21 protein-coding genes are annotated in these 21,389 nt (G+C 66.8%); 16 read left to right on the top strand and 5 right to left on the bottom strand.

The window, feature by feature from the left end; translation table 11 throughout:
* The first annotated feature begins 24 nt into the window (after window positions 1–24).
* The 13 genes from C4N9_RS22085 to C4N9_RS05390 all read left to right on the top strand — a co-directional run bounded on the left by C4N9_RS22085 (window position 25) and on the right by C4N9_RS05390 (window position 14,314).
* Window positions 25–1,032: a TRAP transporter small permease subunit gene (locus tag C4N9_RS22085; RefSeq protein WP_210403985.1), complete on the top strand. Its 1,008-nt coding sequence runs from the start codon at window positions 25–27 to the stop codon at window positions 1,030–1,032.
* Window positions 1,033–1,046: 14 nt separating this feature from the next.
* A complete protein-coding gene (locus C4N9_RS05445) occupies window positions 1,047–2,432 on the top strand; it encodes a TRAP transporter large permease (RefSeq protein WP_109532294.1) in 1,386 nt (461 codons plus the stop codon).
* A 70-nt stretch (window positions 2,433–2,502) separates the two neighbouring features.
* Entirely contained in the window at window positions 2,503–3,105 is a 603-nt protein-coding gene (locus C4N9_RS05440; protein WP_109532293.1) for a LysE family translocator, read from the top strand.
* A 47-nt stretch (window positions 3,106–3,152) separates the two neighbouring features.
* On the top strand, window positions 3,153–3,503 hold the full coding sequence (locus C4N9_RS05435; RefSeq protein WP_109532292.1) for a hypothetical protein: 351 nt from the start codon (window positions 3,153–3,155) through the stop codon (window positions 3,501–3,503).
* 101 nt (window positions 3,504–3,604) lie between these two features.
* On the top strand, window positions 3,605–4,765 hold the full coding sequence (locus C4N9_RS05430) for an isovaleryl-CoA dehydrogenase (RefSeq protein WP_109532291.1): 1,161 nt from the start codon (window positions 3,605–3,607) through the stop codon (window positions 4,763–4,765).
* A 35-nt stretch (window positions 4,766–4,800) separates the two neighbouring features.
* Window positions 4,801–5,328, top strand: coding sequence for a lysozyme inhibitor LprI family protein (locus C4N9_RS05425; protein ID WP_168192129.1), 528 nt, complete (start codon window positions 4,801–4,803; stop codon window positions 5,326–5,328).
* Entirely contained in the window at window positions 5,325–6,887 is a 1,563-nt protein-coding gene (locus C4N9_RS05420; protein ID WP_109532289.1) for an AMP-binding protein, read from the top strand. Before C4N9_RS05425 ends, C4N9_RS05420 begins: the two co-directional genes overlap by 4 nt.
* Window positions 6,884–8,488, top strand: a complete 1,605-nt coding sequence (locus tag C4N9_RS05415; protein WP_109532288.1) for a carboxyl transferase domain-containing protein — start codon at window positions 6,884–6,886, stop codon at window positions 8,486–8,488. Before C4N9_RS05420 ends, C4N9_RS05415 begins: the two co-directional genes overlap by 4 nt.
* A gap of 333 nt (window positions 8,489–8,821) precedes the next feature.
* Window positions 8,822–9,244, top strand: coding sequence for a hypothetical protein (locus C4N9_RS05410; RefSeq protein ID WP_109532287.1), 423 nt, complete (start codon window positions 8,822–8,824; stop codon window positions 9,242–9,244).
* A 123-nt stretch (window positions 9,245–9,367) separates the two neighbouring features.
* Window positions 9,368–11,296: an acetyl-CoA carboxylase biotin carboxylase subunit gene (locus C4N9_RS05405; RefSeq protein WP_109532286.1), complete on the top strand. Its 1,929-nt coding sequence runs from the start codon at window positions 9,368–9,370 to the stop codon at window positions 11,294–11,296.
* The gene (locus tag C4N9_RS05400) at window positions 11,293–12,171 is read left to right on the top strand and encodes a ferritin-like domain-containing protein (protein ID WP_109532285.1); all 879 of its coding nucleotides are present in this window, start codon (window positions 11,293–11,295) and stop codon (window positions 12,169–12,171) included. Before C4N9_RS05405 ends, C4N9_RS05400 begins: the two co-directional genes overlap by 4 nt.
* Window positions 12,172–12,342: 171 nt before the next feature.
* A complete protein-coding gene (locus tag C4N9_RS05395) occupies window positions 12,343–13,674 on the top strand; it encodes a DUF5930 domain-containing protein (protein ID WP_245902470.1) in 1,332 nt (443 codons plus the stop codon).
* On the top strand, window positions 13,664–14,314 hold the full coding sequence (locus C4N9_RS05390; protein WP_109532284.1) for a bactofilin family protein: 651 nt from the start codon (window positions 13,664–13,666) through the stop codon (window positions 14,312–14,314). Before C4N9_RS05395 ends, C4N9_RS05390 begins: the two co-directional genes overlap by 11 nt.
* A gap of 76 nt (window positions 14,315–14,390) precedes the next feature.
* Here the strand turns inward: C4N9_RS05390 and C4N9_RS05385 are convergent, their stop codons facing one another.
* Together C4N9_RS05385 and C4N9_RS05380 are read right to left on the bottom strand one after the other, a co-directional pair.
* Complete coding sequence (locus tag C4N9_RS05385) at window positions 14,391–15,191, bottom strand: DUF2189 domain-containing protein (RefSeq protein WP_109532283.1); 801 nt, start codon at window positions 15,189–15,191, stop codon at window positions 14,391–14,393.
* Between the two features lie 89 nt (window positions 15,192–15,280).
* A complete protein-coding gene (locus tag C4N9_RS05380) occupies window positions 15,281–15,751 on the bottom strand; it encodes a hypothetical protein (RefSeq protein ID WP_109532282.1) in 471 nt (156 codons plus the stop codon).
* A gap of 280 nt (window positions 15,752–16,031) precedes the next feature.
* On the opposite strand from C4N9_RS05380, the gene C4N9_RS21805 reads away from it, so the two are divergent.
* Window positions 16,032–16,196 carry a hypothetical protein gene (locus tag C4N9_RS21805; protein WP_168192128.1) on the top strand — a complete coding sequence of 55 codons (165 nt, stop codon included), beginning with the start codon at window positions 16,032–16,034 and terminating at the stop codon, window positions 16,194–16,196.
* Window positions 16,197–16,234: 38 nt separating this feature from the next.
* Here C4N9_RS21805 and prfB read toward each other — a convergent pair whose 3' ends face one another.
* Together prfB and bcp are read right to left on the bottom strand one after the other, a co-directional pair.
* The gene (gene prfB, locus C4N9_RS05375; protein WP_109532281.1) at window positions 16,235–17,359 is read right to left on the bottom strand and encodes a peptide chain release factor 2; all 1,125 of its coding nucleotides are present in this window, start codon (window positions 17,357–17,359) and stop codon (window positions 16,235–16,237) included.
* 127 nt (window positions 17,360–17,486) lie between these two features.
* On the bottom strand, window positions 17,487–17,957 hold the full coding sequence (gene bcp / locus C4N9_RS05370) for a thioredoxin-dependent thiol peroxidase (RefSeq protein ID WP_109532280.1): 471 nt from the start codon (window positions 17,955–17,957) through the stop codon (window positions 17,487–17,489).
* A gap of 85 nt (window positions 17,958–18,042) precedes the next feature.
* On the opposite strand from bcp, the gene queA reads away from it, so the two are divergent.
* Window positions 18,043–19,098 (top strand): tRNA preQ1(34) S-adenosylmethionine ribosyltransferase-isomerase QueA, encoded by a 1,056-nt coding sequence (gene queA / locus C4N9_RS05365; protein WP_109532279.1) that lies wholly within the window; start codon window positions 18,043–18,045, stop codon window positions 19,096–19,098.
* 33 nt (window positions 19,099–19,131) lie between these two features.
* Here the strand turns inward: queA and C4N9_RS05360 are convergent, their stop codons facing one another.
* Window positions 19,132–20,001: a LysR family transcriptional regulator gene (locus C4N9_RS05360; protein ID WP_109532278.1), complete on the bottom strand. Its 870-nt coding sequence runs from the start codon at window positions 19,999–20,001 to the stop codon at window positions 19,132–19,134.
* Between the two features lie 91 nt (window positions 20,002–20,092).
* On the opposite strand from C4N9_RS05360, the gene C4N9_RS05355 reads away from it, so the two are divergent.
* Complete coding sequence (locus C4N9_RS05355) at window positions 20,093–21,313, top strand: acyl-CoA dehydrogenase (protein WP_109532277.1); 1,221 nt, start codon at window positions 20,093–20,095, stop codon at window positions 21,311–21,313.
* The last annotated feature ends 76 nt before the right edge of the window (window positions 21,314–21,389 follow it).

Here is a 21,389-nt window from a genome sequence, read left to right as displayed (position 1 = left end):
CAAATATCGAGAGGCCGCACCGTCATGGGTACGCTTTTGTCGATCATCACCATCGCGGCTTCGGCCGTCATCGTCGTGGTCGATCCAACCTCGCTTTGGGTGTTCTACGCGCTGGGGGTCATCCTTGTGTCGCATCTGGGCGCGTGGCTGTTGCGCGCGCAGCCGGGCTGGTTCTCGGCCGCGACGCTTCTGGGCTGGGCCTCGGTCATGGTGGCGACGCCGCTGGCCCTGCAGCGCTCGGATATCCGCGCGCTGGAACGCATCGTCCGCAACGAGCGCGATGGCTGGGAAGAGGCTCAGCGCACGCTGGATTTCTTCGCGCCGCTGGTCGATTACGCCGTGCCGCTCCTGATCGCCGTGACGATCTTCTTTGCCGTCATCGCCTTCCTGGCGCTGCGCGGCGCGCGCGAGGGCTGGGCACAATACCTGATCGACGCCTCGGAGCAGCTGGCGCGGGCCTGCACCATGGTCGGCAAGACCGCGGCGCTGCTGTTCATCCCGATGATGATCATCATCCTCTATGACGTCGCGCAGCGGAAATACCTGGGCTGGAGCCCGGATTTCACGCAGACCGACTGGTACCGGATGTTCACCTCGACCCGGCTGCAAGAGATGGAATGGCACCTGCACGCGGCGCTGTTCCTGTTCGCGCTGGGTTTCGGATATGTGCGCGACGCGCATGTCCGCATCGAGCTGGTGCGCGATGCGCTGAAACCGCGCACGCGGGCGTGGATCGAGCTTCTGGGCGCGATCCTGTTCATGGTGCCCTATTGCTACGTGGTCATGGAATACGGCGTCGAGAACGCGATGCGGGCCTACAATATCGGCGAAGGATCTGACGCGCTGACCGGCCTGCCACATCGCTTCATCGTCAAGGGCATGCTGCCCGCGGGCTTCGTCTTCGTGGCGCTGGCCGCGCTGTCGGCGGCGTTCAAATGCGTGGTCTACCTGTTCGGGCCGCTGAGGCTGCGACCACAGGCCGGGCAATATGCGGGCGACACTGAAACCAACGGCCAGACGGCCGAGGCCTGATCGGAAAACTGAGCATGGATATTCTCATTCACTACATGCCGCTGCTCATGTTCGCGGTTCTGGCGGTGCTGTTGTTTACCGGCTACCCCGTGGCGTTCATCCTGGGCGGCGTGGCGCTTCTGTTCGCGGTTCTGGGCGACTGGGCGGGCGTGTTCCGTCTGGACCAGATCCAGCTGGTTCCGCTTCGGATCTATGGCGGGACGATGGCCTCGCTCGTGCTGGTGGCGATTCCGATGTTCACCTTCATGGGGACGATGCTGGAGAAATCGGGCGTCGCCTCGGACCTGCTGGAAGCGTTGCAGGTGCTGCTGCGCCGGGTGCCGGGGGGGCTTGCGCTGTCGGTCACGCTGATGGGCACGATCATGGCCGCGACCACGGGGATCATCGGCGCGTCGGTCGTCATGATGACGCTGATGGCGCTGCCCGTGATGATGAAGGCGAATTACTCGATCCCGCTGGCCACAGGCACGATTGCCGCCTCGGGCACGCTGGGCATCCTGATCCCGCCCTCGATCATGCTGGTGATCATGTCGGACCTGCTGTCGGTGCCGGTGGGGACGGTGTTCATCGCCGCCATCGTGCCGGGGCTGCTGCTGGCGCTGCTCTACACGTTCTACATCTTCTTCCTGTGCCGCTGGAAACCGCATCTGGCGCCGCCCATGGCCGAGGATATCGGCCCCTCGACGCGGGCCGAGTTCTGGCGGATGATCTTCCGCTCGTTCCTGCCGCCGATCCTGCTGATCGTGGCGGTGCTGGGCTCGATCTTCGCGGGCATCGCCACCCCGACCGAGGCGTCGGGCGTGGGCGCGGCGGGCTCGGTCGTGCTGGCCGCGTTCAACCGCCGCCTCAACTGGTCGACACTGATGGATGTCTGCGTGCGCTCGGCGCTGACCGGCGCGATGCTGTTCGGCATCTTCGTCGGCGCCACGGCGTTCAGCTTCGTGTTCAAGTCGATCGGCGGCGAAGAGCTGATCATCGAGTTCATCGAAAGCTCGTCGGCGGGTCCGTGGTCCATCCTGTTCGTGCTGATGGCGATGGTCTTCGCGCTGGGGTTCTTCTTCGACTGGATCGAGATCACCCTGATCGTGCTGCCGATCTTCGCACCGATCGTGGGGCTTCTGGATTTCGGCGGCCATGTCGGCGAATGGGACGGGGTGACGACGCCGATCGTGATCTGGTTCCTGATACTGGTGGCGGTGAACCTGCAGACCAGCTTCCTGACACCGCCCTTCGGCTTTGCGCTGTTCTATCTCAAGGGCGTGGCGCCGCCCGAGGTGAAGATCCAGCAGATCTATGCGGGCATCATCCCCTTCGTTCTACTGCAGGTGCTGGGGCTGACATTGTGCGTGTTCTTCCCCGCGCTGGTTCTGTGGTTGCCAAGCTTCGCTCTGGGCGGCTAGAACCGGCGGACCGGGTCAACCGGGCGGGCGGCGGGACTACCGCCGCCCGTTCTCGTTCGGGGACTGCGCCATGCTGCATCTGTATTTCGATCCGCTGCTTTACGGCTTCGTCTTCCTGGGCCTGTTCACGCCCGGGCCCAACGTGATCATGCTCACCGCCTCGGGCGCGCGCTTCGGCTTCTGGCGCACCTTGCCGCATCTGTTCGGCGTCGTGGTGGGGGTGGGCATCACCGCCGGTGTCACCGCTATGGGGGTTGGCGCGGCGGTGCAGGCCTCGTCGCTTCTGAACCTGATCCTGCGTCTGGGTGCCGGGGGCTTCATCCTGTGGATGGCCTGGGGCTTGTGGAAAGCCTCGGGCCGGCCCCGCGCGGCGGACGGCCCCGACGCGAAGCCGCTCAGCTTCAGGGGGGCGGTGCTGTTCCAGTGGATCAATCCCAAGGTCTGGGCCGTGGCCTTTGCCGCTTCGGCGGGCTATGGCGCGGGGCAGGCTGCATGGTTCGAAGCGGCGCGGCTGGCTACGGCGTTTTCCTCGCTCAACCTGATCGTCTGCCTGTTCTGGACCGCCGCCGGCACCCTGCTGACCGCGCTTCTGGCCGCGCCGCGCGCGTGGAAGGTCTTCCTGCGGATCATGGCCGTTCTTCTGGGCTTCACCGCGCTTCTGGTCTTCCGGTAACGCGGTTTTGGCTTGAGGCAGGGCGCCGCCCGTGGCGCCATGGCCGCATGAGAGACGAACCCCGAGATCCCGCCGCAGAGAAGGCCCGCGGCCGCAAACGCCAGCGCAAGATCGCCGCGAATTCGTCGGACAAGGCCGCGCGCCGACATGCGCCGCGCATCAAGGCCGTGGCGAACCGGCAGGTCCGTCGCGCCGGCCGGCAGGCGCTGGCCGAGGCGCCGGAGGATGCGGCCAGCCAACCCGACGGCCTGCACACCCGGCCGCGCCACTGGGGCACCGAGAACGCGGCGCAGCGCCGGGCCGAGCGGCAGGCCGAACGCGCCTGGCTTGACGACAACCCGGTCGAGGGTCGCAAGGGCCGGGGGCGGGCGCAGCACCGTCCGTGGCAGCAGGAATAGCGTCAGCCGCAGCGTCACGACGCGCAGACACGGTTTTTCATTTGACCGAATCCCTCTGTCCGGGTTTATTGAACGAGTGTTCAATTCGGGAGGAAGAGGGCATGTTTGCCGCATCCATGACGTTCGATCTGGGCGAGGACGTGAACGCACTGCGCGACACGGTCCATCGCTGGGCGCAGGACCGCGTGAAGCCGATGGCGGCCGAGATTGACCGCACCAACGCGTTCCCCAACGAACTGTGGCCCGAAATGGGCGAGCTGGGCTTGCTGGGGATCACCGTACCCGAAGAATACGGCGGGGCGGGGATGGGCTATCTGGCCCATGCCGTCGCGGTGGAGGAGATCGCGCGCGCCTCGGCCTCGGTCAGCCTGTCCTATGGCGCGCATTCGAACCTGTGCGTCAACCAGATCAAGCTGAACGGCAACCCCGAGCAGAAGGCGAAATACCTGCCCGGTCTGGTCAGCGGTCAGGCCATCGGTGCGCTGGCGATGTCCGAAGCGGGCGCGGGGTCGGACGTGGTGTCGATGACGCTCAGGGCCGAGAAGAAGAATGACCGCTTCATCCTCAACGGCACCAAGTATTGGATCACCAACGGCCCCGATGCCGATACGCTGGTGGTCTATGCCAAGACCGACCCGCAGGCGGGCTCGAAAGGCATCACGGCGTTCCTGATCGAAAAGAGCATGGCGGGTTTCTCGACCTCGGTGCATTTCGACAAGATGGGGATGCGCGGATCCAACACCGCCGAGCTGGTCTTCGAGAATGTCGAAGTCCCCTACGAGAACATCCTCGGTGAAGAGGGCAAGGGCGTGCGCGTCCTGATGTCGGGCCTCGATTACGAGCGCGTGGTGCTGGCGGCCATCGGGCCGGGGATCATCGCCGCCTGCCTCGACGAGGTGATGCCCTACATGAAAGAGCGCAAGCAATTCGGCCAGCCCATCGGGAATTTCCAGCTCATGCAGGCCAAGATCGCCGACATGTACACGGCTATGAACTCGGCCCGCGCCTATGTCTACGAGGTCGCCAAGGCCTGTGACAGGGGCGAGGTGACGCGCGCCGATGCCGCCGCCTGCTGCCTCTACGCCAGTGAACAGGCGATGGTTCAGGCGCATCAGGCGGTTCAGGCCATGGGCGGGGCGGGCTTCATGAACGACTCGGCGGTCTCGCGGCTGTTCCGCGACGCAAAGTTGATGGAGATCGGCGCCGGCACCAGCGAAATCCGGCGTATGCTGGTCGGGCGCGAGTTGATGGCGGCGATCTAAGCCGCCCGCTTGCCCGACATGAAGGAGCGATGCCGATGACCCGATCAATCCCCCTCTGCCCGATCCTGGGGGCGCTTGTTGCCCTCGTCCTGGGTGGTCCCGCGCTGGCCGAGGCGCCCTATGACGGTTTCATGGGCCGTGTCCCGGATTGCGTCGTCAGTGCAGCATCGCGCGAGGATGCGCGCGCCTGTATCGGCATCGGCACGCAAGCCTGCATCGAGGGCGCGCCCGACGGGCAGACCACGGTGGGGATGATGCAATGCGCTCAGGCCGAAGCCGACGCCTGGGACGCGCTGCTGAATGCCGAGTACCAACGCGCGCGCGAAAGCGCCCGTCAGGGCGATGCCGCCGAAGGCCGGCCCGAATTCCAGAACGCCGCGCAGACGCTTCTGGAGGCGCAGCGCGCGTGGATCGCGTTCCGCGACGCCAATTGCGCGATGGAATATGCGCGCTGGGGCTCGGGTTCGATGCGGATGACGGCGGGGGCGTCCTGTCTTCTGGACATGACCGCCGAGCGCACGCTGGATCTGCGCGCCTATGCCGGGGGCTTCGGCGACCGATGACCCGCCCCGTGCTGGCCGCCAACGGAGGCTACGACGCCCTGCGCCGCGATTTCCGCTGGCGGCTGCCTGCGCGCCTGAACATGGCCGCGCAGGTCTGCGACGACTGGGTCGAGCGCGACCCCGAGCGGCTGGCGATCATCGACCTGACCCACGGCGCGCGGCGCGATGTCAGCTACGGCGACTTGCAGACGCTGTCGCTGCGCGCCGAGGCCGCGCTTCATGCGCATGGCGTGGGGCAGGGTGACCGGGTGGGTGTGCTGCTCAGCCAGTCGCCCTGGACCGCGGCGGTCCATATCGCCTGCTGGCGGATCGGCGCGATCTCGGTGCCGTTGTTCACGCTGTTTCGCCACGATGCGCTGGCCGTGCGGATTGAGGATGCGGGCGCGGCTTTGGTCGTCACCGATGACGAAGGTGGGCCCTTGCTGAACGGGCTGGGCGTGCCGGTCCTGCACCTGTCGGACATGCCGGTCAGTGTGGCCGGGCGCCATCCCGTAGCGCAGACCGGCCCCGAGGATCCGGCGGTGTTGATCTATACCTCGGGCACAACGGGCGCGCCCAAGGGGGCGCTGCATGGCCACCGCGTGCTGACCGGCCATCTGCCCGGCGTCGAGATCAGCCATGACCGGCTGGGTCAGCCCGGTGACGTGCTGTGGACGCCCGCCGACTGGGCGTGGATCGGCGGCCTGTTCGACGTGCTGATGCCGGGGCTGGCGCTGGGGGTGCCGGTGGTCGCGGCACGATTGCCCCGGTTCACGCCCGAAGCCGCGCGCGACGTGATCCGCGCGGGCACGGTGCGCAACGTGTTCTTCCCGCCGACCGCTTTGCGCATGCTCAAGGCGTCGGGCATGGCGCTGCCCGGCCTGCGCTCGGTCGCATCGGGGGGCGAGCCCCTGGGGGCCGAGATGCTCGACTGGGGCAAGAAAGCCTTCGGGCTGACCATCAACGAATTCTACGGCCAGACCGAATGCAACATGGTGGCGTCCTCGGCGGCCTCCCTGTTCGCGCCGCGGCCGGGCTGCATCGGCAAACCGGTGCCGGGGGTCGAGCTGGCGGTGTTGGGCCCCGACGGGCCCATCGACCGGGGCGAGGGGGATATCGCGATCCGGCGGGGCGCGGCCTCGATGTTTCTGGGCTACTGGAACCGCGCCGAGGCCACGGCCGAGAAGTTCCGCGGCGACTGGATGCTGACCGGCGACCGGGGGGCCTGGGAGGCAGGCTATCTGCGCTTCGTCGGGCGCGAGGATGACGTCATCACCTCAGCCGGCTACCGGATCGGCCCTGCCGAGATCGAGGATTGCCTGCTGCGCCATACCGCCGTCGCCGCGGCGGCGGTGATCGGGGTTCCTGATGCCGAGCGGACCGAGCGGGTGCGGGCGCATGTGGTGCTCAGGGACGGGGCCGAGGCCGACGGAGAAGCGTTGCGCGATCATGTCCGCGCGCATCTGTCGGCGCATCTGGTCCCGCGCGAGGTGCGCTTCGAGACGGCGCTGCCGATGACCGTCACGGGTAAGATCATCCGCAAGGAACTGAAACGACGGGCGCTGGAGGGCGACGCATGAAACTGAGATCCCAAATCCTCACCGGCTCGGACGCGTTCAGAACCAACCGTGCCGCGCATCTCGACGCGCTGGAACAGGTGGCGCGGGCAGCCGCTCTGGCGGCCGAGGGGGGCGGCGAGAAGGCGCGGGCGCGGCATGTGGCGCGCGGCAAGATGCCCCCGCGCGAGCGCGTGGCGAACCTGCTCGATCCCGGTTCGCCCTTTCTGGAAGTGGGCGCGGTTGCGGCGCACGGGATGTATGACGGCGCGGCCCCCGGTGCGGGGGCGATCGCGGGGATCGGTCGGGTCCACGGGCAGGAGGTCATGGTCGTGTGCAACGACGCCACCGTGAAGGGCGGCACCTATTACCCGATGACAGTGAAAAAACACCTGCGCGCGCAGGAGATCGCGGCGGAAAACAACCTGCCCTGTATCTATCTGGTCGATTCGGGCGGCGCCAACCTGCCCAACCAGGACGAAGTTTTCCCCGACCGCGATCATTTCGGGCGCATCTTCTACAATCAGGCCAACATGTCGGCGCGCGGCATCCCGCAGATCGCCGTGGTGATGGGGTCGTGTACCGCCGGGGGCGCCTATGTGCCCGCGATGTCGGACGTGACGATCATCGTGCGCGATCAGGGCACGATCTTTCTGGCCGGGCCGCCGCTGGTCAAGGCCGCAACCGGCGAGGTGGTCAGTGCCGAGGATCTGGGCGGGGGCGAGGTGCATACGCGGCTGTCGGGCGTCGCGGATTATCTGGCTGAGGACGACGCCCATGCGCTGGCGCTGGCTCGGCGCGCGGTGGCGCAGCTCAACCGCCGCAAGCCCGACAGCGTGCTGATGCAGACGCCCGAAGATCCGGCCTATGACCCCGATGAGATCCTCGGCGCCGTGCCCGCCGACCTGCGCACGCCCTATGACATCCGCGAGGTGATCGCGCGGGTGGTGGACGGGTCCTATTTCGACGAGTTCAAGCCGCGCTTCGGCGAAACGCTGGTCACGGGGTTCGCGCATGTGATGGGCTATCCGGTCGGCATCGTCGCCAATAACGGCGTGCTGTTCTCGGAAGCCGCGATCAAGGGCGCGCATTTCGTCGAACTCTGCTCGCAGCGCAAGATCCCCTTGGTTTTCCTGCAGAATATCACCGGTTTCATGGTCGGGCGGAAATACGAAAACGAAGGCATCGCGCGCCACGGCGCCAAGATGGTGACGGCGGTGGCGACGACCTCGGTGCCGAAGATCACGATGCTGGTGGGCGGCTCGTTCGGGGCGGGGAATTACGGCATGGCGGGCCGGGCCTATCAGCCGCGCTTCCTGTGGACCTGGCCCAACAGCCGGATCTCGGTCATGGGGGGGGCGCAGGCGGCGGGCGTTCTGGCGACCGTCAAGCGCGACGGGATCGAGCGCGCGGGCGGCACCTGGTCGGCCGAGGACGAGGCCGAGTTCAAGCGCCCCACGATCGAGATGTTCGAACGCCAGTCGCATCCGCTCTATGCCTCGGCCCGGTTGTGGGACGACGGGATCGTCGATCCGCGCAAGACCCGGCAGGTTCTGGCGCTGTCGTTGTCGGCCGCACTGAACGCCCCCATCGAGGACACGCGGTTCGGCGTGTTCCGGATGTGAGGGGCGCGAGGATGGTCGCCTCCGTCGAGAACGAATCACCTGGGCGGATGGTACACGCGCCGGTTGCCGGGCTTTCCGGGCTTAGCGTCACGTCGCGAGCGTGGGGTCGATCCATGTCGGCGGGCGCGGCGGGCAGGGCGCGCCCGGGGACTTGTCCAGTGCCTCAAGCCCAGCAAAACAAGGCTTTCGGCACGGAAACGGGCGTGTTTCGCCGTATTGATGCCTTGATCTGGGGCGAGTGTGTTACTCATGTACGCACCCGCCTCCTCTCGCCGGTCTTCCTCGCTGCGACCCTCGCCGTCGCAGGCGGATCTGTCCGGCCTGCGCCGCAGCATGACGCGCGAGTTCCGCAAGAAACGGCGGCGCAAGGAGACGCTTGTGCGCCGGATCGCGGCGGTTCTTCTGGTGCTCATGGTCGTACCGGTCGCCGCGGCCTTCGCCGGCGCCTCGCGCGAGGCCGAGGGATGCACGCTGGTGCATGTGGTGGATGGCGACACGGTGCAGCTGTCCTGCCCGGGCACCGGCACGCAGCCGCACGACGTGATGGGCCTGTCATCGCCGCCGCTGATGGGGGCGTCCTGCCTCGCCGAAGCCTGGTGGGGCCTGCGCGCCCGGGTCGCGCTGCGGGCGCGTCTGTGGCAGGCGTCGCAGGTGCGCTTCGTAACCGAACCGCGTGCACGGCTGACGGTGATCTATCTCGACGACCGCCCCGTGCATCGGGTGATTACGCCGGTACCCGCCCATCTCTGCGCCTAGGCGCGGTCTGCTTCCCTGTTCTTTCTGAACGCCTGCCCCGCGCGTCGGGTCGCGGGCGCTTGCCCTTTCGTCCAGCCGGCCGCGTTTCGCGCGCCGGTTTTTCCTGTCTGACCGGAGAGAGTGATGTTTGACACGATCCTGATTGCCAATCGTGGCGAAATCGCCTGCCGCGTAATCAAGACCGCGCAGTCGATGGGGCTGCGCTGCGTCGCCGTCTATTCCGATGCCGATGCAAAAGCCGCGCATGTCGCCATGGCTGACCGCGCGGTGCATCTGGGCGGCGCGCGCCCGGCGGACAGCTATCTGCGCGGCGATGCAATCATCGAGGCCGCGCTTGCCACAGGCGCGCAGGCGATCCATCCGGGCTATGGCTTCCTGTCCGAGAACCCGGATTTCGTCGACGCGGTCGAGGCGGCGGGGCTGGTCTTCATCGGCCCCTCGGCCAAGGCGATCCGGGCGATGGGGCTGAAAGACGCGGCCAAGGCGCTGATGGAAAAGGCGGGCGTGCCCATCGTGCCCGGCTACATGGGCGACAATCAGGACCCCGCGCATCTGCAGGCGCAGGCCGACGCGATCGGCTATCCGGTGCTGATCAAGGCCGTGGCGGGCGGCGGCGGCAAGGGGATGCGGCTGGTCGAACACGCGCGCGACTTCGCGGATGCGCTGGCCTCGGCCCAGGGCGAGGCATCGACGGCGTTCGGCAATTCGGCGGTGCTGATCGAGAAATACATCGAACAGCCGCGCCATATTGAAGTGCAGGTCTTCGGCGACGGCACGAAGGCCGTGCATTTGTTCGAGCGCGACTGTTCGCTGCAGCGCCGGCATCAGAAGGTGATCGAAGAAGCGCCCGCGCCCGGCATGACGGACGAGATGCGCGCAGCGATGGGGCAGGCCGCCGTGCGCGCCGCCGAGGCCATCGGCTACAAGGGCGCGGGCACGGTCGAGTTCATCGTCGATGGCTCGCAGGGGCTGCGGCCCGATGGCTTCTGGTTCATGGAAATGAACACCCGCCTGCAGGTCGAACATCCGGTGACCGAGGCGATCACGGGCGTCGATCTGGTGGAATGGCAATTGCGCGTGGCAGCGGGCGAAAGCCTGCCCTGCGCACAGGAAGACCTGACGATCTCGGGCCACGCGTTTGAGGCCCGGCTCTATGCCGAGGACGTGCCCGCAGGCTTCCTGCCCGCGACCGGTACGCTGTCGCGGCTGGCTTTCCCCGAGGGCGCGCGCATCGATTCCGGGGTGCGCGAGGGCGACACGATCAGCCCGTGGTACGACCCGATGATCGCCAAGGTCATCACCCACGGCCCGACCCGCGCCGTGGCGCTGGCACGGCTGGGCGCGGCGCTGGCGGGAACGCAGGTGGCCGGTTCGGTGACCAATCTGGAATTCCTGGGTGCGCTGACCCGGCACACCGGCTTCCGCGCGGGCGAGGTCGATACCGGCCTGATCGCGCGCGATATCGACGCGCTGACCGCAACGGAGCCGGTGACATCCCTTCAGGTGGCAAGCGCGGCTATGGCGGCCTTCGATCCGGGGGACGAGGCCCTGGCTGGCTTCACGCTCTGGGCGCCGCTGACGCAGGCGCTTGAGGTGGTGCAGGGCGACGATCGCTACGCGGTGCGGATTTCGCGGGCGGGCGCGGGCTGGCAGGTGGCTCTGGGCGACGAGACGCTTCAGGCCGAACGGCGCGCGGGGGCATGGTGGATAAATGGCGCGCGGGCGCCCGAGGCGGTGCGCACGGGTCGGGACTCGGTCAGCGTGTTCGGCGCGCGCACGCTGCATTTCACCATCCCCGATCCGCTGAGCGTGGCCGAAGTCGCGGGCGCCGGGGCGGGCGTGGTGCTGGCCCCGATGCCGGGGCTGGTGAAGGCGGTGTTTGTCTCGGCGGGCGATATGGTGGAAAAGGGCGCGCGTCTGGCGATTCTGGAAGCCATGAAGATGGAACACACGCTGAGTGCCGGGCGCGACGGAACAGTGGCCGAGATTCTGGCGCAGGCGGGCGATCAGGTCGAGGCCGGCGCCGCGCTGATCGCGCTGGAGGATGAATGACGGATCTGCCCCCGCAAGACCTTGCGGACCTGCCACAGACCTTGGCCGAATGCGCCATTGCCGTGCTGAACACGGCAGACGGGCGGGCGAAGACGGCGCTGTCGAAACGTTGCGCCGAGGCGTGGTTCGAAAGGCGCGCGGCGGGCGATCCGATGCCGGTCGGGCAGGGCGCGCCCCCCGATACACCCGCACGGCCCGACAAGCCCGAGCTTCTGAACCCGCGCGACATGCCCCGGCGCAGGCCCGGCTCGCCCGCCGGGCGGATCGCGCTGTTGCACGCGGTCGCGCATATCGAGCTGAACGCCGTGGACCTGCACTGGGACATCATCGCGCGCTTCACCGATGTCAGGATGCCCATCGGGTTCTATGACGACTGGGTGAAATCAGCGGCGGAAGAATCCAAGCATTTCAACCTTGTCTGCGATGTCCTGGAAAGCCTGGGCTCGTCCTACGGCGCGTTGCCCGCCCATGCCTTCATGTGGCGCGCGGCGCTGGACACCAAAGACGATTTCCTGGGCCGGCTGGCGGTGGTGCCGATGGTGCTGGAAGCGCGGGGGCTCGACGTGACGCCGGGCATGATCGAGCTTTTTCGCAAGGCCGGGATCGAAAATGCGGTCGCGGCGCTCGAGACGATCTATGCCGAAGAGGTGGGGCATGTCGCCTATGGCTCGAAATGGTTTCACTTCCTGTGCGGACGCCATGACGAGGATCCGAAGGACGCGTTTCACCGGCTGGTCCAGCGCTATTTCCATGGCGCCCTGAAGCCGCCCTTCAACGAGGAAAAGCGCGCCGAGGCCGGGATCCCGCCCGATTTCTACTGGCCGCTGACGGAAGAACATCGCGAGAACACCGCGGGTTTCGACACAAACGCGTAAGTGATTCAAAATCGGCGGTTTTTTGCCGAATGGGCCGAGTCCCGCCTATGGGGGCGATTCGGCATGGGCAAAATGGTTGCCCGACTAAGGTCTGGCGATTAACAGAGTCCAAGGTTTCGCATTGACGCGTCGAAGAGGCGTTGAATCGCCCGGATAAAGTGAGGGGAACCCGTGGGGGCCTGGATCGATACTCTGAACGCCGCGCTTGAGCGCTATCTTCCCGAACGTCGTTTGTTTCTCCGCTCGGAGACCAGCACCCGCTTCGTCCGCCTGAAACCCGCAGCGCAGGCGGTCATCCTGACCGGCACCGTGGGCTACATGGCCTGGAGCCTTGTCGCGACCTCGATCCTGTTCTTCGAAATCCTCGGCTCGAACGATCTGCGAGAGAACACGCGCCGCGAGCAGACCTATTTCGAAACCCGTCTCAACGATATGGCCGCGCAACGCGACCGGGCGCTGGCGGAAGCGCAGCAATCCCATGCCCGTTTCGGCGAGGCGATGGACCGCGTGGCGCATATGCAGGCCACGCTGATGGAAGGCGAGCAGCGCAACGCGGAACTCGCGCGCGGGATCGACGCGCTGCAGGCGACGCTGAGCGGCGCGCTGGACGAGCGCGACGACGCCCTGTCGCGGCTGGCCGAGCTGGAGGCTCTGGACGCCAACACCCAGCTGGCCGAGGCCAACGAGGATCTGGGCGAGGTGCAGGAAACCCTGGACTTCGTGCTGACCGCGCTGGACCGGACCGCCGCCGAACGCGAGATGATCCGCACCGTGGCCGAGGGCGCCACGCGCGAGGCCGAGCATCTGGCGCTGGAATACCGGCTGATCCAGGACCGCAATACCCGCATCTTCACGCAGCTTGAGGACGCGGTCGAAGCCTCGATCCAGCCGATCGAGCGGATGTTCAACGCCGCCGGCCTGTCGAGCGAGACGCTCTTGCGGCAGGTGCGCGCGGGCTATCAGTCGCAATCCGCCTCGCTGCAGCCGATCTCGATCTCGACCTCGGGCACGCTGGATCCGGCCAGCGACGAAGTGCGCGCCAATTCGGTTCTGGCGGCGCTGGAAGAAATCGACATGTACCGTATCGCTCTCGCCCGCACGCCCTTCGCGCTGCCGGTCACGGGTGCGCGGCTGACCTCGCCTTTCGGGCGCCGGACCGACCCCATTACCGGCGGACGCCGTCTGCATGCCGGGCAGGATTGGGGGGGCGCGCGCGGCACGCCGATCCACGCGACCGCCGATGGCGTCGTCACCTTCGCCGGCCGTCAGAGCGGCTACGGCAACATGGTGACCATCCGGCACGATTTCGGATTCGAAACCCGGTACGCGCATATGAGTAGTATCGCCGTGAGCGAGGGCCAAAGAGTCTCGCGCGGGGACCGGATCGGTGGTATGGGCTCGACAGGCCGCTCCACCGGGACGCATCTGCACTACGAAATCCGTGTCGGCGGCGATCCCATCAATCCCATGACCTACATAAGGGCAGCACAGAATGTTTTCTAAGAGCAGGATCAACGAGACCGCCGCTCGTCCTGAAGCCGCGCGTCCGACCGAATCGTCTTCGCCCGCGCCATCCTCTTCCGCGCCGCGCCCCAACATGGACTTCGGCGGCGCTGCCGCGCCCGGCGGGGCTCCGAAAAGCAAGCCGGCGGCCTCGGTGCTGTCGGCCGATCTGCAGATCTCGGGCAACCTGCGCACTTCGGGCGACGTGGTGATCGAGGGTGTCGTGGACGGCGATATCCGCGCGCATCTGCTGACCGTGGGCGAAAGCGCGACGATCCGCGGCGAGATCGTTGCCGATGACATCGTCATCAATGGCCGCGTGATCGGTCGCGTGCGCGGGCTGAAAGTGCGCCTGACCTCGACCGCGCGGGTCGAAGGCGACATCATCCACAAGACCATCGCCATCGAATCGGGCGCCCATTTCGAAGGCTCGGTCCAGCGCCAGGACGATCCGCTGGCCCAGGCGTCGCAAAGCGCGCCGAGCGCCGGGTCGGGCAACGCCCAGCCCGCGCAGCAATCCTCGGCCCCGCGTCCCGCGCAAAGCCCGGCACCGGCCGCCGCAGCGGCGCGTCCGGCCTCGGCGCCCTCGGGCTCGTCCGCGCCCAAAGCGCCGGTCGACAGCAAGGCTGCCGGCAAGTAAGCGCCAGACGCGACAAACGGAATGCTGACGGGGGGCCATGGCCCCCCGTTTTCGTTTGGGTTGTCCGTCCGGAGCTTCAGTCGGCGGGCAGGAGCCGGCGGTAAAGGTGCCACGTCGCGTGGCCGAAGACCGGCAGCACGACGAAGAGGCCCAGAAACAGCGGCAGCATGCCGATGAACAGTGCCAGAGCGATCAGCGCGGCCCAGCCAACCATCGCCGCCGGATTGCGGGTCACGCAACCGAAGCTGGTGATCATGGCGGTGATGAAATCGACCTCGCGGTCCAGAAGCAGCGGCAGGCTGATCACGGTCAGCGCGTAGAACAGAGCAGCCATGATCCCGCCGATGGCCGAGCCCACGAGCAGCATCATCAGCCCGTTCGCGCTGAGCAGCATCGACAGGGTTGACCCGGTGATCGGGGTCAGCCCGAAGAACAGCGCGAAGATCGTATGGGCGATGAACACCCAGAACATGAAGACAAGCAGGATGAACATCGCCATCGACGGCACCTGCCGGTCCTTCTGTGCGAAGACGATGGCGAAGACCGCGCGCGGGGTCAGCGCCTCGCCCGTCTCGAGCCGGCGCGACACCTCGTAAAGGCCGGTCGCGGCGAAGGGCGCGAGGATGGGAAAACCGACGGCGATCGGGATGAACCAGTATTCGGCGGCAGCGGCGGAAAAGATCGCGTACATGATCAGTCCGCCCAGCACATAGACCGCACTGAAAGCGATGCCGTAGAGCGGCGCGCGGGTGAAATCACGCCAGCCGGCGGCCAGCACCTGCCCCAGCTCGGCCCGGGTGATGCTGCGCGGTTCAGGGATGATCGAAGGGTGTGACGCAAGGCCCGTCGGTGGCAGGTCGGGTTGGATCTCGGTCAAGGTTGTGGCCTCCCATGGCACGTTCGCGCCGGGAAAGGCTACCCAGCTTGTCGGGGCGGATCAATCGCCCCGACAGGCCGGGTGTTCTGTCAATAGCGGTAGCCAGCCGTGCGCAGGCATTGCGCGTTGTAAAGCGCATCGCCCGCCGTGGTGGTGTAGCGGCAGCGGCCCGGGAGATTGCGGAACCCCGCATCGCTCAGGCAAGCGGCCCAGTAACCGTCGCGGCGCCCGTCACCCTGTCGATACGTCATCGCGCAATGCGCGGGCAGGGGATCGGCATAGGCGGCGGGGGGATGACCCACCGGCGGACGGAAGCCCGGCCACCACGGATGGACGGGATGGCCCGGGCGGACGGGATAGCCCGGATGCTGCGGCGGGCGGACATCGCCGCAATTGCGACCGGGCGGGCAGGGGCGATCACAATAGAGGTCGAAACAGCGGGTCGGATCGTTGATGGCAAAGCCCGGCGGGCCTTCGGCGAAGGCGGCGCCCGACCCGGCGACGGTGACGGTGGCGGCAAGAGCAAGAGGCGACAGAAGACGCGCAAGACGTCGGGACATGGGATCCTCCGATTTCAAGAAGCGGGGTTTGACCCATCATGGCAAGGCAAAACCCGTCTGGATAGAGGCTCACACGCAGAGTTGACGCCCTGCGTCAACGCGCGAGCGGAGGGCCGCCATGCGCCCTCTGGTTGTTCGACGCAAGCCGATGGCGCCCATATCGCCGGGGATGAAACAATATTTCCCTTTTGTGTCGGGAAAATTTGAACCTTTGGCAGGGTTCGCTCGTTCTTACTGTAACACCGCCCGAAAACGGGCGCAGACATTCGGAGATCGATCCATGAGCCGCAACCCGACGACCCGTCCCGCCCTGGATATCTATGACGACCTGATGGCAATCTCGCGTATCGAAGCCTCGATGGCCGTCAAGGAACGCCGCAACCGCGCGCAGGCGCCGCGCGATTTCAGCCGCCTTGGCCGCTACCTGCCCGGCATCAAGCTGTGATCGGCTCCGGGATCGGGCAGGGCGGCGCGGTCTGAGGATCAGTCCTCGCCCTGCGCGTCCGCCCGGCTTTTGCCGGAAACCTGCATGGCCAGCGTGGCGGCCATGAAGCCGTCCAGATCGCCGTCCAGCACGCCTTGCGTGTCGGAGGTTTCGTACTGCGTGCGCAGGTCCTTGACCATCTGGTAGGGCTGCAGGACATAGCTGCGGATCTGGTTGCCCCAGCCCGCGCTGCCCTTGTTTTCATGCGCCTCGTTGATGGCGGCGTTCCGCTTGTCCAGTTCCATCTGATAAAGCCGCGATTTCAGCGCTTTCATGGCAATATCGCGGTTCTGGTGCTGGGACTTTTCCGACGACGTGACGACGATCCCGGTCGGGTGGTGGGTGATCCGCACCGCCGAGTCGGTCGTGTTGACGTGCTGACCACCGGCCCCGGATGAGCGGTAGGTGTCGATGCGGATATCGGCGGGATTGACCTCGATATCGATATTGTCGTCGACCACCGGGTAGACCCAGACCGAGGCAAAGGACGTCTCGCGCGTGCCCTTGCCGAAGGGCGAGATGCGCACCAGCCGATGCACGCCCGATTCCGATTTCAGCCAGCCATAGGCATTGGGGCCGCTGATCTTGTAGGCGCAGGATTTGATCCCCGCCTCGGCGCCGCCTTCTTCCGATTGCAGCTCGACCTTGTAGCCGGCCTTCTCGGCCCAGCGGACATACATCCGCTGCAGCATCGACGCCCAGTCGCAGGCTTCGGTCCCGCCGGCACCGGCGTTGATTTCCAGGAACGTATCGTTGCCGTCGGCCTCGCCGTCCAGAAGCGCCTCGAGCTCTTTCGCCGCCGCCTTCTCCTTGAGCGCGGCGATGGCCTGCTCGGCTTCGGTGACGACCTCGGCATCGTCTTCCATCTCGCCCAGTTCGATCAGTTCGACATTGTCGCTCAGATCGCGGCTGATCGCGTCATAGGTACCCATCGCGTCCATCAGCTGCTGACGCTCGCGCATCAGCTTCTGCGCGCGCGCGGGATCGTTCCACAGGTTGGGATCCTCGATCATCGCGTCGAATTCTTCCAGCCGGTGGGCGGCGGTTTCGCGATCCATGCGCTGTGCGAGCAGGGCCAGCGATTTCTTGATCGCTTCGACGCTGTTCTGGGTTTCTGCGCGCATTCAGGTCACCTGTGTCAGCAAGAAAGGAAGATCGCCAAAGGCGAGGGGGCCGCGATGGCCCCCGGGAAGGTCTTGGTCTGATATAATGCCGCGCGCGGGCAGGCAAGGGCAGGGCGCGGCGGGGGCTTCACTCGATCCGCTGCATCTCGTGCACGGCGGCAAGCACCTCTTCGGCATGGCCCTTGACGCTGACCTTGGGCCAGATGCGGGCGATATTGCCCTGGCCGTCGATCAGGAAGGTGGCGCGGGTGATGCCCATGAAGGTCTTGCCGTACATCTTCTTTTCACCCCAGACACCGTAACGCTCGCAGATATCGCCCTCGGCATCCGACACCAGCGTGACGCCCAGATCGTATTTCAGCCCGAACTTTTCCAGCTTCGCGGGCGCGTCCTTGCTGACGCCGATCACCTTGGCGCCGAGCTTTTCGAAATCGTGGCCCAGCTCGGTGAAATCCTTGGCTTCCTGGGTGCAGCCCGGGGTATCGGCCTTGGGATAGAAATACAGCACCACGGGCTGACCGCGGAACTCGGAGAGGGTGATGGTGCCCCCATCCTGTGTGGGAGCGGTGAAATCGGGGGCTTGGTCGTCGATGTCCATGGGAGACTCCTTCGTCGTCACCTAAGTTGTAGTCAAACTGCGGCAGCGTTAAAGGGCGGCAGGCGGAAATTTGCGGAGAGACCGCGTGAAACTGAGCGATTTCGACTTCGACCTGCCCGAAGAGCTGATTGCCACCCGGCCCGTGAAACCGCGCCCGGCGGCGCGGCTGCTCCTGGCCGAGGGCGACACGATCGCCGACCGGCATGTCCGGGACCTGACCCAGATCCTGCAGCCGGGTGACCGGCTGGTTCTGAACAATACCCGCGTGATCCCCGCGCGGCTGTTCGGCACGCGGAGCCGGGCGACGAAAGACGGCTCGGGCGTCGCGCGGATCGAGGCCACGCTTCTGAACCCCGACCCCTCGGGCGGCTGGCGGGTGCTGGCGCGGCCCCTGCGCAAGCTGGCGCCGGGCGACCGCGTGGATTTCGGCGCGGGCCTGACCGCCACCGTCAGCGCGCGCGACGAGACCGAGGCCGTTCTGGATTTCGACCTGAAAGGGCCTGATTTCGATGCCGCGCTCGACGCGGCGGGACGTATGCCACTGCCCCCCTATATCGAAAGCCGCCGCCCCGCCGACGCGCAGGATGCCGAGGATTACCAGACCGTTTTCGCGCGCCTGCGCGGCGCGGTGGCGGCGCCGACCGCGAGCCTGCATTTCGACGCGGCCCTTCTCGATGCGCTGAAGGCGCGCGGTGTCGCGTTCACCGAGGTGACGCTGCATGTCGGCGCGGGAACCTTCCTGCCGGTGAAGGTGGAGGATGTGAAAACCCACCGGATGCATGCCGAATGGGGCGAGGTCACGCCGGACGCCGCCGACGCGATCAATGCCACCAAGGCCGCGGGCGGTCGGGTGATCCCGGTCGGCACCACGGCGCTGCGCCTGATTGAAAGCGCGGCCCGCTCGGGCCGCGTCGAGCCCTGGCGCGGCGAGACCGACATCTTCATCTATCCCGGCTTCGAGTTCCACGCGGCCGATGCCTTGATGACCAATTTCCACCTGCCGAAATCGACGCTGCTGATGCTGGTTTCGGCCCTGATGGGCAAGGAGCGGATCGACGCGATCTATGCCCATGCCGTGGCCTCTGGTTACCGCTTCTTCAGCTACGGCGACGCCTCGCTTCTGGTGCCCCGGCGCGAGTGAGTATTTGTGGCAGAATGAAAGAGGCGGGCCGGGCTAGACCACCGTGTCGCGGTCGGTCTCGGTCAGCAGCCAGTCCTTGAAGCGCGCGGTGGCGGGCTTGGGTGCTGCATCGGGTTCGACGAACCAATAGCCGAAGCCGGTCGAGGTCTCGGGGCCCAGCGGCACCAGCGCGCCGCTGTCCAGTTCGGGCCGGATCAGGAAAGCGGGCATCAGCGCCACCCCCATGCCTGCCGCTGCCGCCTGCGCCAGCGTCGCCACCTGTTCAAGCCGCATCGACGGCGCGGGCAGGGCGCCGCGCTGCCCGCTATGCGCCCACCAGTCGGGCCAGGCCTGCGGGCGGGTGGCGAGCGCCAGAAGCGGCTGACCGGCGACGCCGGGCGTGCCGGGGGCCGCGACCGGGATCACCGTTTCGGCCATCAGGAGCGTCAGCCGCGCGCCGGGCCAGTCGCCGCGCCCCGAATGGATCGCCGCGTCGATCCCGGCACCGGCCAGGTCGAACTGGCCGATCCGGGTGGTAACATGCAGCGTGATCTCGGGATGGCGGCGCACGAAGCGGGGGATACGCGGCATCAGCCAGCGGGTGCCGAAGGTGGGCAGGATCGCCAGATGCAGGCCGGGTTCGGGCGCCTGTCCGAGTGCCTCCATCGCGCCCTGTCCCAGCGTGTCGAGCGCCGAGCGCACGGCGCGGGCATAAGCGCGCCCCGGTTCGGTCAGCCGGGCCGCGCGCGCGCCTCGCGTCACCAGCGCGACGCCCAGCTGCGCTTCAAGCTGCGCCACCTGCCGCGAGACCGCACCCTGCGTCTGGCCCAGATCGCGCGCGGCGGCGGTGAAATTGCCGGTCCGCGCCACGGCGTCGAAGGCCAGAAGCGCGGGCGTATTCGGCAGAAGGCGGCGTTGTAGCATTCCGTTCCCTCATGGTTCTATGCCGAATTATCCGTTTTTTGCGCCGCTGTCTCATGGTAATTCAGGTCATCCCGGAAACTGAGAGGCCCCCATGACCGATCGCCCCACGCTCAAACCCAAGGACGCTCCCGATCTTTCGCGCTTTCAATGGGACGACGCGCTGCGTCTCGACACCCAGCTCAGCGAAGACGAGCGGATGCTGCGCGACGCCGCGCGCGATTTCGCGCAATCGGTGCTGCAGCCGCGCGTGATCAAGGCCTTCCGCGAGGAAACCTCGGACCCGTCGCTGTTCCCGCTGATGGGCGAGGCCGGGCTTCTGGGCGTCACCGTGCCCGAGGAATATGGCGGGCTGGGTGCAGGCTACGTGACCTATGGCCTGGTCGCGCGCGAGATCGAGCGCGTCGATAGCGGTTATCGCTCGATGATGTCGGTGCAAAGCTCGCTGGTGATGTATCCGATCTACGCCTATGGCTCGGAAGAGCAGCGGCAGAAATACCTGCCGGGGCTGGCCTCGGGTCAGCTGATCGGCTGTTTCGGTCTGACCGAGCCCGATGCCGGGTCGGACCCGGCGGGGATGAAGACCCGCGCGGTCAAGACCGACAGCGGCTACCGCCTGACCGGCTCGAAGATGTGGATCTCGAACGCGCCCTTTGCCGATGTCTTCGTCGTCTGGGCCAAGTCCGAGGCGCATGGCGGGCGGATTCGCGGCTTCGTGCTGGAGAAAGGCATGGAAGGGCTCAGCGCGCCCGTGATCGAAGGCAAGCTCAGCCTCCGCGCCTCGACCACCGGCGAGATCGTGATGAACAATGTCGAGGTCGGCGAAGACGCGCTGCTGCCCCATGTCGAGGGGCTCAAGGGGCCGTTCGGCTGTCTCAACCGTGCGCGCTACGGCATTGCCTGGGGCGTGATGGGCGCGGCCGAGTTCTGCTGGCACGCGGCGCGGCAATACGGGCTCGACCGCAAGCAGTTCGACAAGCCGATCGCGGGCACGCAGCTGTTCCAGAAGAAGCTCGCCGATATGCAGACAGAGATCACGCTGGGCCTGCAGGCGGCGCTTCAGGTCGGGCGTCTCCTGGACGAGGCGCAGGGCGCGCCCGAGATGATCAGCCTGATCAAGCGCAACAATTGCGGCAAGGCGCTGGATATCGCCCGCGTCGCGCGCGACATGCATGGCGGCAACGGGATTTCCGAAGAATTCCAGGTCATTCGCCACATGGTGAACCTGGAAACCGTCAACACCTATGAGGGTACGCATGACGTCCATGCGCTGATCCTCGGCCGGGCGCAGACCGGGCTTCAGGCCTTCTTCTGACGCGTTGCTTGTTCATTCTGCCCGAAATACTCTCGGGGGGTGAATTTGCCGGAAGGCAAAGAGGGGGGCGGAAAGC

It is taken from the genome of Pararhodobacter marinus (assembly GCF_003122215.1).
Lineage (GTDB): Bacteria > Pseudomonadota > Alphaproteobacteria > Rhodobacterales > Rhodobacteraceae > Pararhodobacter > Pararhodobacter marinus.
The sequence above is the reverse complement of the archived record's forward strand: the minus strand, read 5'-3'. Positions and strand labels throughout refer to the sequence as shown.